The sequence below is a fragment of the Rhodoferax sp. genome (assembly GCF_039922535.1).
In the GTDB taxonomy this organism is placed as follows: domain Bacteria; phylum Pseudomonadota; class Gammaproteobacteria; order Burkholderiales; family Burkholderiaceae_C; genus Rhodoferax_B.
The window spans coordinates 1-7516 of record NZ_JBDTEM010000319.1; the positions used below are offsets into that span (position 1 = coordinate 1).

Here is a 7516-nt window from a genome sequence, read left to right on the forward strand (position 1 = left end):
TACATCGCCAGGATCAGCGACTGCATCATGTCGTTGACCATGTGCGAGCCGCTGATGGCCGCCAAAATGCCGAGTGCGGGCTTGGCTTTGGGTGGACTGGTGACCGGGGTGGCGGCGCTGACCGGCAAGGCAGATGCTGCGGAAGTTGTCATAAGGGTGGTGTGTGCTGGGGGGGGGGGTGAAAGTCGGCAATCTGCAGTGCGAAAAGGCTCTGTTTGCACCGGTCATTTTTGCCTGGCATACCAAAATTATAGAAATGGCGCGCCAGCCTGTCTCGCGCCATCCAGCCATAAACCATTGCAAAGAGGACAGAGGCGCATCGCTCCGCCCCAAAGCCCTGTACGTGGCGCGATGTACAAAGACACGCGCATGGGGCCGCCCAGTTTGCGTGACGCAACGCCACCTAGACCACATAAGGACCTACTAGCCATTCACTGTGCACGTACCTTTTTGAACGGACCTAGTGTGGTGTAAGGTGCCGACAGTTTTCACTCACAAAATTTTTCATGCACTCCCTTGCCCGTCTCAGCCGCTTTGTCGGCAAAACCTTTGCTTTTTGGGTGCTGCTTTTTGCAGTGCTCGCTTTTTTTGCGCCCGCGCAGTTCAAGTGGATTGGCGCGTACATCGTCCCCTTGCTGGGCATCATCATGTTCGGCATGGGGTTGACGCTGTCGAAAGAAGATTTCATAGAAGTCGCCAAGCGCCCGATGGACGTGGCCATTGGCGTATTGGGCCAGTTCATCATCATGCCGGCGCTGGCGTGGATCTTGGCCAAGGCCCTGCAATTGCCGCCTGAAGTGGCGGTGGGCGTGATTCTGGTGGGCTGCTGCCCCGGTGGCACGGCATCGAATGTGATGACCTTTCTGGCGCGCGGCGATGTGGCCTTGTCGGTAGCCATTACCTCTGTCACCACCTTGCTCGCGCCCATCGTCACACCGGCGCTGATCTACCTGCTGGCCAGCCAGTGGCTGGAGGTGAGTGCGGCGGCGATGTTCTGGTCTATCGTACAAGTGGTGGTGTTTCCCATTGTGCTGGGCTTGGTGGTGCAAACGCTGCTGGGCACCAAGGTGCGCAGTGCGGTGGCGGTGTTGCCACTGGTGTCGGTGGTCGCCATCGTCGCGATTGTGGCCGCCGTGGTGGCTGGCAACCAGGCGCGTATTGCGACCAGCGGCCTGATGATCTTTGCCGTGGTGGTGCTGCACAACGGCCTGGGCTTGTTGCTGGGCTACTGGCTCGGCAAACTGACCGGCATGCCGGTGTCCAAACGCAAGGCGCTGTCGATCGAGGTAGGCATGCAGAACTCAGGCCTGGGCGTGGCATTGGCCACGGCACACTTCTCACCTTTGGCGGCCGTGCCGAGCGCCATTTTCAGCGTGTGGCACAACATCAGCGGCCCGCTGATCGCCACGCTGTACCAGCGCTTCCGCAATGAAGATGGTTCGACCGGGGCAGCTCCGCGCTGAAGCAAACCCATTGCCATCCAAAAACGCCCGGCCATGTCGGGCGTTTTTATGTATTGGGAGTGGATGGTTCGCATCTGCGCTGGCTTAAAACAAGGGCCAGCGAATGGTGTGCGCATTGGACAACCTGAATTTCCCCACGCCCCCCCATGAACCTACGGCGCGGGCGTGGCCGTGGTGCCCGAAAATCTGCGTACCCTGCGGCTCACCCAAGAGGAAGAGGCAAAGCTGTTCGCATGGCTGGAAACCCTGCAAACCGTGTGCGGCGTCCACATCCAGGTGCACAAACAGCCCGGCCCGTGCCGAAAAACCAAGCGGGCGGTCCCGGCAGCGGTCCGGCGGTGTTTAGAAACCACGCCAACGATGGCGTTTGAGAGGCCGGTTTCGGCCAGTCGCGCTCAGCCAAGTCTGTTGACGGGATGAGCACTGTGGGCGGAAGGCGGTCCTTCGCGCGCGATCCGATGACGGACTGCACCCATCGCCAGCAGACATCAAAGCATGGCGCGCGCGAGCGAAAGCGCCCCTTGGGCCGCCGATCTGCGGATAGACTTTGCGGTGTTCAGCGCGGTGCTGACAGTCTCTTGCCGAGCCGCATCCACCATGAAATATCTCCGCCCACTGCTTGTTTTTTTCGCGGCCGTCGCGTGTTCCCACGTTGACGCGCAGGTGGCGAGCGCTTCGCCGGTCAATGGCTCCCCGATGCCCGCCGCATCGTATGGATCCATTTCGGCATCCAATGCGGCCGTGTTCAAGGCTTGCGCGGCCGCTCCGCCAACCCATGGAGCGTGTCCGCTGGATGCGGTCTTTGGGCTCTTCAAGCTGGCCCCGAACAACGACGTGCTGGACTTCCTGGTTTCCAACACAGTCCCTCGGGTGGTCAACCAAAACTACGGGTGGATCCTGCAACTCAACCAGATGACGGGCAAGGTCCGCGTGCTCGAACGCATGACGTTGCCAGAAACCCCGAAGACCTGGGGTGCCGGTGGCCAGCCGTACGGCACCTCGGCGGACCGCAAGACGATTTCGCTGGATGTCACCCTGACTGTTTACAACGGCACCGTCTCAAAGTCTTGGGACGTGGCCCATGGCGATCCTGCCGGCCACTACCTGATCAGCGCCTTCATCGAAAATGCTGCGCCGGTGCAGTTCGAGTTCGATGTCCTAGATCCGAAGTGAACCACCGCCACAAACCTGCAGGTTAAGCAGGTTGTCGTTTCCGAATGCCGCGATGGATGGAGTCGCAAATTCTCACACCCTGAAAATTTAAGAAAAATCACCCTCCAGCGCACATAGCACCTGCGCTGGCAGCTACGTATTCAATAGCATCCACACGGGCTATTTACCCCCGCCCCGCCCGCGCCCGCCGGGCTTCGGAATTCGGGTGCATGGGCCGCAAATACTCGTGCAGCGGCAGCGCAGCAGCCCCCACGGCGGCGGCCAGGGGGCCGTAGCGGGCCATGCGGATGCTGGGGGGCGGCATGCCGGCGCTGGCGGCGTACTGGGCTACGGTGTCGATGGCGCTTTGCAGAAATTCGGGGTGGTGGTCGCAGGACTTGCCGCCGACCACGATGGCCCGGGGGTTGAAGGTGGTCCACAGGTTTTGCAGCAGCACGCCCAGGTAGTGGCCGGAGCGGCTCAGGTCCACCGGGGTGCCGTCCATGCCGCTGAGCGCGCGCAGGCCGATGAAGGCCTCGGCGCAGCCTTTGCGCCCGCAGGAGCACAGCGGGCCGTCGATTTGCATGATGGTGTGGCCGATTTCCCCGGCCATGCCTTGCGCGCCGCTGAACAAGCGGTCGTTGGAGACAATGCCCGCGCCCACGCCCACGTCGCAGCTCACAAAGATCAGCGGGTCTTCGCCCTCGCCGTCGGCAAACTCGTATTCGCCCAGCGCGCCTGCGTCGGCATCGTTTTGCAATTGCAGCGGCACCGGGGGCAGGCCGACCTTGGCCAGGGCCTGGGTCAGGTGGCTGAGCAGGTCAAGGTTGCGCCAGCCCAGATTCGGGGCAAACAGCACCTCGCCGCTGGCGTGGTCGATGGCACCGGGGGTGCACACGCCCACGCCCACCAGCTGCAGGCCCAGCGCCAGCAGCTCGGCGTAGGCGGTGGCCACCATGCGGGCGGTTTGCTGGCTGGCCCGCGCCGGGTGGGTGCTGGCCAGGGGCTGCTCTTCGGAATGCAAGATGTCGCCCTGCAGGGTGACGCAGACCACGCGCACCACTTCGACGGCCATTTCCACCCCGATCAGAGCGCGCTTGCCCTCGTGGATGCGCAGCGGCGTGGACGGGCGGCCCAGGCCTTCGTTGACGGTTTCCACGGCTTCGGTGAGCCAGCCGTCCTCCAGCAGTTCGCGCACTAGCAGGCTAACGGTGGATTTGGTCAGGCCGCTGCCCGACGCCAGCCTGGCCCGCGACAGGCCGGGCTGGGCCCGCAGCATGCGCAGCAGTACGCTGCGGTTGATGCGTTTGACGAGTTGCTGGTCGCCCGTAGTCTTCATGGGGGTGGAATCGCGAAGTGGAAAGAATCCTGGAGTCTAGATGCTGGCGCGCTCGGTTTGCGGCTTGCCCTCAGGCCGTTTGCCGGTGATGACCATGCCCAGCACCTCGTCTTCGGTCACGTCGGCGGTGTTGTAGGTGCCGACCAGTTTGCCGTTCTTCATCACCGCCAGCCGGTCGCTCAGACCAAACACATCCGGCATGTCGTGGGTGATCAAAAAGATGCCCACGCCTTCGCTTTTGAGCTGCTGCACCAGGCGGCCGACCATGGCGGTTTCTTCGGGGCCCAGGGCGGCGCAGGGCTCGTCCATGATCAGGATGCGGGCATTGAAGTACAGCGCCCGCGAGATCGCCACCACCTGGCGTTGGCCGCCCGAGAGCCGCCGCACCGGCACGCGGATGTTGGTGAAGTTCTTGTTCAGGCGGGCGAACACCTTGCGGGCGTTCTCTTCCATGAAATGGTCGTCCAGCGTGTTCCAGCGGGTCATCTTCTCGCGGCCCAGGAACAGGTTGGCCACCGAATCCAGGTTGTCGGCCAGGGCCAGGGTTTGGTAGATGGTTTCAATGCCCTGGGCCTGCGCTTCGGCGGGGGTGCGGATGTGTACCTTTTGCCCGGCAATCACGGTGTCGCCAGAATCAATGGGGTAGGCCCCGGCCAGCATTTTCATCAGCGTGGACTTGCCCGCGCCGTTGTGGCCCAACAAGGCCACCACTTCGCCGGGATACAGGTTGACGCTGACACCGTCTACCGCGACCACGCCGCCAAAGGCTTTGCGGATGTCGCGCAGTTCGACCAGGGGTTTAGATGGATCAGTCATGTTCAACGGTCCCCGGTGAATTTGCGGTAGAACACATCAAACACTACAGCCACGATCAGCACCTGGCCAATGATGACCATGCGCTTGCCGATGGACACGTCCAGCAGCAGCATGCCGCTGTCCAGCGACTGCATGATCAGCGCACCCAGAACAGAGCCGAAGATGGAGCCGCTGCCCCCGGCCAGCGCGGTGCCGCCGATGACGGCGGCCGCAATCACGTACAGCTCCATGCCGGTGCCCAGCGAGTTGGTGCCGGCGTTCAGCCGCGCGATGGACACAATCGCGGCAATCGTAATCAGCACACCCAGCAGCGCGAACAATTGCAAGGTGACGCGCTTGACCGGAATGCCCACCAGCGCCGCCGCGTCGGGGTTGCCGCCCATGGCGTAGACGTAGCGGCCAAAGCGGGTGCGGTGCACCAGAAACGACAAGCCACCGGCCACCACGGCCCAGATCAGCACCGGTATCGGAATTCCCTGCGGAACCGGCTTGGACGAGATTTGGTAGTGGTTCATGGTGTCGGCAAAGGCTAGCAGCAGCAAGATGGGCACGCCGACCAGCAGCGCCTCCATCCACAGCGGGTCGGTGGCCACGCCGTGGTGCTGACGCGTGCGGCGCTTTTGCACTACGCGCAGCAGCAGCGCCACGCAGACCAGGCCGGTAATCCACCAGGTGGCCTGGGTGCCAATGCCCCCGTCATAGCCGCCGCCCAGGCGCAAGAAGAAATCGTTGGTGACCGGCTGGGTCTTGCCGTCGGCTACCAAAAAAGCGGCACCGCGAAACGACATCAGCCCGCCCAACGTGACCACAAACGAGGGCACGCCCAGCACCGCCGTGAGCCATCCCTGGTAGATCGACACGGCCATGGCCACCGCCAGCCCGGCCAGGCAGGCCGTGGGCCAGGACCAGTTGCTGCTGTACTGCAAATACGCAATCAGCACGCCCACAAAGCCCATCACCGAGCCGACCGACAAGTCGATGTGGCGGGCCACGATGATCAACACCATGACGGTGGAGACGATGCCCACCACGGCGGTCTGCTGGGCAATGTTGTACAGGTTCTCGGGCGAGAAGAAGATGCCTTCGGTCAGCACGCCAAACACCGTGGCCAGCACGGCCAGCACCAGGCTCATCAGGACCAGGCGCCAGTCGATGTTGGCATCGCGCCAGGGGGATTGGGACATTCAAGACTCCGATAAATGGAAAGGTAGGGCGTGTGACTTGCTCACTACGCCACCACTTCTTCAGACTGCTCGCACGCTCCCAGGGATACCGTGGAACCGGCTTTGCCGGGCCACTGGTATCGCCCCCTGCAAGGGGGTTGGCGAAGCGAAGCGCAGTCTGGGGGTGAGCCTAATTACTTGCAGGCGGCCGGGGCGCTGGCTGCGGCCACACCCTTGCACAGCTCGTCCTTCTTGATCCAGTTGGCCTTGACCACCAGGTCCAGGTTGTCGCGGGTGATGGCGACCGGCTTGAGGAAATGCGAGTCCAGCGCGATCTTCTTTTCGCCGCCGTTCCAGCTCACGGTGCCGGGCACTTTCTTGCCACCGGCCAGGTCCACTGCGGCAATGGCGGCTTCGCGGCCCAGGTCGCGTGCGTCCTTCCACACCGAGACGGTTTGCGTGCCCAGGGCGACGCGGTTCAGCGCGGCAAAGTCGCCGTCTTGGCCGGACACGGGAATGCCCTTGATGCCCTTGCTGGTGAGCGCGGCGACCACACCGCCAGCGGTGCCGTCGTTGGAGGCCACCACGGCATCCACCTTGCCACCGACCTTGGTGAGGATCTGCTCCATGTTCTTTTGCGCGACTTCGGGCTTCCAGCCGTCGGTGTATTCCTCGCCCACGATCTTGATGGCACCGGACTTGACGGCGGCGGCGATCACCTCTTGCTGGCCTGCGCGCAGGAAGTCGGCATTCGGGTCGGAAGGCGAACCCTTGATCATCACGTAGTTGCCCTTGGGTTGCATCTTGAACACGGCGGCAGCCTGCATGCGGCCGACCTCTTTGTTGTCAAAGGTGATGTAGTACACGCCGGGCGCTTCGATCAGGCGGTCGTAGGCGACGACGGGAATCTTCTCTTTGGTGGCCTTGTTGACAGCGGGCAGAATCGCGTCTTTGTCCATGGCCAGCACGATCAGCACTTTGGCACCCTTGCTGATCAGGCTGTCGATGTCGCCGAGTTGCTTCTCAGGGGAGCCACCGGCATCGGCACTGATGTACTTGGCACCCAGCTTTTCCAGCTGCGCCTTGATGGCGGTTTCATCGGTTTTCCAGCGTTCCTCTTGGAAGTTGGACCAGCTCACCCCCACCGTCATTTGCGCTAGCGTGGCGGTGCTGACGGTACCGAGAGCGGCCAGGGCCACAACGGACAGAATCTTCTTGAATGGTTTTTGCATTGTTGTCTCCATGAGGTGCCTGCGTGAGGCGGGTCTGGTAAGGCGAAGGCAGCGTGGCTACGTAGATAGTTCGACTTCCGGACGAACTATCAAACATTTTGGCGATTGCCGAACTAGGACTTGCCCTAGGTGGCTGTGTAAAACTGCGGCAGCTATTTATTAATAAAATCAGCTTCTAGCGCATATTCCATCTGCGCTGGAAGCTACAAAAACCGCAGCATTAACCGATGGCGTTGGACACCCGGGCGTAGAAAGCCATGTCGTGTTGGTACTGGCTGTCGGAGATTTGCCGGTTATTGTGCTGGGTGGTCAGGTTGTCAATGACCTTCCGCACCTGGGCTTGCTGGTTGC

At 62.3% G+C, this 7516-nt stretch carries 6 protein-coding genes; 2 read left to right on the top strand and 4 right to left on the bottom strand.

Annotated features, from left to right (window positions below):
• Window positions 1-506 precede the first annotated feature (506 nt).
• Window positions 507-1463: a bile acid:sodium symporter family protein gene (locus tag ABI213_RS15245; protein WP_348027718.1), complete on the top strand. Its 957-nt coding sequence runs from the start codon at window positions 507-509 to the stop codon at window positions 1461-1463.
• 495 nt (window positions 1464-1958) lie between these two features.
• A complete protein-coding gene (locus tag ABI213_RS15250; protein WP_348027720.1) occupies window positions 1959-2636 on the top strand; it encodes a hypothetical protein in 678 nt (225 codons plus the stop codon).
• A 163-nt stretch (window positions 2637-2799) separates the two neighbouring features.
• On the opposite strand, the gene ABI213_RS15255 is transcribed toward ABI213_RS15250, so the two are convergent.
• From ABI213_RS15255 to xylF, 4 genes are all read right to left on the bottom strand, one after another.
• A complete protein-coding gene (locus tag ABI213_RS15255; protein ID WP_348008738.1) occupies window positions 2800-3954 on the bottom strand; it encodes an ROK family transcriptional regulator in 1155 nt (384 codons plus the stop codon).
• 36 nt (window positions 3955-3990) lie between these two features.
• Entirely contained in the window at window positions 3991-4770 is a 780-nt protein-coding gene (locus ABI213_RS15260) for an ATP-binding cassette domain-containing protein (RefSeq protein ID WP_348008737.1), read from the bottom strand.
• A gap of 2 nt (window positions 4771-4772) precedes the next feature.
• Window positions 4773-5954, bottom strand: coding sequence for an ABC transporter permease (locus ABI213_RS15265; protein ID WP_348008736.1), 1182 nt, complete (start codon window positions 5952-5954; stop codon window positions 4773-4775).
• Window positions 5955-6127: 173 nt separating this feature from the next.
• The gene (gene xylF, locus ABI213_RS15270) at window positions 6128-7165 is read right to left on the bottom strand and encodes a D-xylose ABC transporter substrate-binding protein (protein WP_348008735.1); all 1038 of its coding nucleotides are present in this window, start codon (window positions 7163-7165) and stop codon (window positions 6128-6130) included.
• Window positions 7166-7516 lie beyond the last annotated feature (351 nt).

What these genes read in the sequence shown, in the direction of transcription:
- ABI213_RS15265 (WP_348008736.1), bottom strand. Translation starts at nt 5,954, where the DNA reads ATGTCCCAATCCCCCTGGCGCGATGCCAACATCGACTGGCGCCTGGTC.
- ABI213_RS15255 (WP_348008738.1), bottom strand. Translation starts at nt 3,954, where the DNA reads ATGAAGACTACGGGCGACCAGCAACTCGTCAAACGCATCAACCGCAGC.
- ABI213_RS15245 (WP_348027718.1), top strand. Translation starts at nt 507, where the DNA reads ATGCACTCCCTTGCCCGTCTCAGCCGCTTTGTCGGCAAAACCTTTGCT.
- ABI213_RS15250 (WP_348027720.1), top strand. Translation starts at nt 1,959, where the DNA reads ATGGCGCGCGCGAGCGAAAGCGCCCCTTGGGCCGCCGATCTGCGGATA.
- xylF (WP_348008735.1), bottom strand. Translation starts at nt 7,165, where the DNA reads ATGCAAAAACCATTCAAGAAGATTCTGTCCGTTGTGGCCCTGGCCGCT.
- ABI213_RS15260 (WP_348008737.1), bottom strand. Translation starts at nt 4,770, where the DNA reads ATGACTGATCCATCTAAACCCCTGGTCGAACTGCGCGACATCCGCAAA.